Origin of the sequence: Pseudomonas sp. EGD-AK9, from assembly GCF_000465935.2 — a bacterium.
In the GTDB taxonomy this organism is placed as follows: Bacteria; Pseudomonadota; Gammaproteobacteria; order Pseudomonadales; family Pseudomonadaceae; genus Aquipseudomonas.
Genome location: NZ_AVOF01000682.1, coordinates 1 through 883 on the forward strand (window position 1 = coordinate 1; position 883 = coordinate 883).

An 883-nucleotide genomic window follows, 5' to 3' on the forward strand; every position below is an offset into this window, starting at 1 on the left:
CGCCGCCACGCCCGCCTTCGCCCTGGCCCTGCCAGCCGCGGCTGAGCGACTGATCCGAGACGTTGGCATCGGCCAGGTTCATGCCCTGCTGGGCGAACAGTTCACGCAGGCGCTGCATCTGCCCTTCCAGGGCTTCGCGCACTCCGGCGTTAGGGCTGGCGAAGGTCACCTGCGCCTGGTCCTGGGACAGGTTCACCCGCACCTCCAGACGGCCCAGTTCGGCCGGATCGAGCTGGATCTCGGCCGACTTGAGGTTCTGGCTGGACAGCCACATGACCCGATCCACCACCGCCTCGCTCCAGCCGCCCTGCTGCATCGCCACCGGCTGCCCGGGCACCAGCGGCAGACGCGGCGCCGCCCCGGTCTGCTGGTTGAGCGCCTGGGTCAGGGCGTTGAGCTTGCTGACGAACTGATCCGGGCGGTTGGGCTGCACGCTGTCCTTGAGGCTGTCCAGGGCATCCTTGGCGAGATCGTCCAGCGGCAGCTCCAACCCCGGCTCCTCGCCGGGCTTGGCCTTCTCCTCGCCCTTGCCCATCGCCGCCATGGCCGCGGCGAAATCGCTGCCGGTGGCGAGTCGCGTGCCCTTGCCCGCCGCCTCCTGGCCCAGCTCGACCTGGCCCTCCTCCTCCGGCGCCTGCTGCAGCAGGGCCAGCGGATCGAGCGCCTCCGTCTCCAGCGCCGGCTCGCCGCCCTCGCCCTCGCCATCGGCGTTGGCGTTGGCGTTGGCGTCGGCCATGCCGACAACCGCCAGGGCGGATGCCGGCAGCGCCTCGCCCGTCGGCGCAACCTGCGCGGCCTGTGCCTGGATGCCGCCCAGGGCCATGGCCAGCAGCGGATCGAGTTCCGCGGGCGTCTTGCCCTCGGCCGGCAAGGAATTGCCGTC

General features: G+C 71.8%; 1 protein-coding gene. It reads right to left on the reverse strand.

The genetic code is table 11. The features are described 5' to 3' along the window. Nucleotides 1-883: flagellar hook-length control protein FliK (locus N878_RS22620; protein WP_021445787.1), on the reverse strand; the 883-nt coding region annotated here is incomplete at both ends.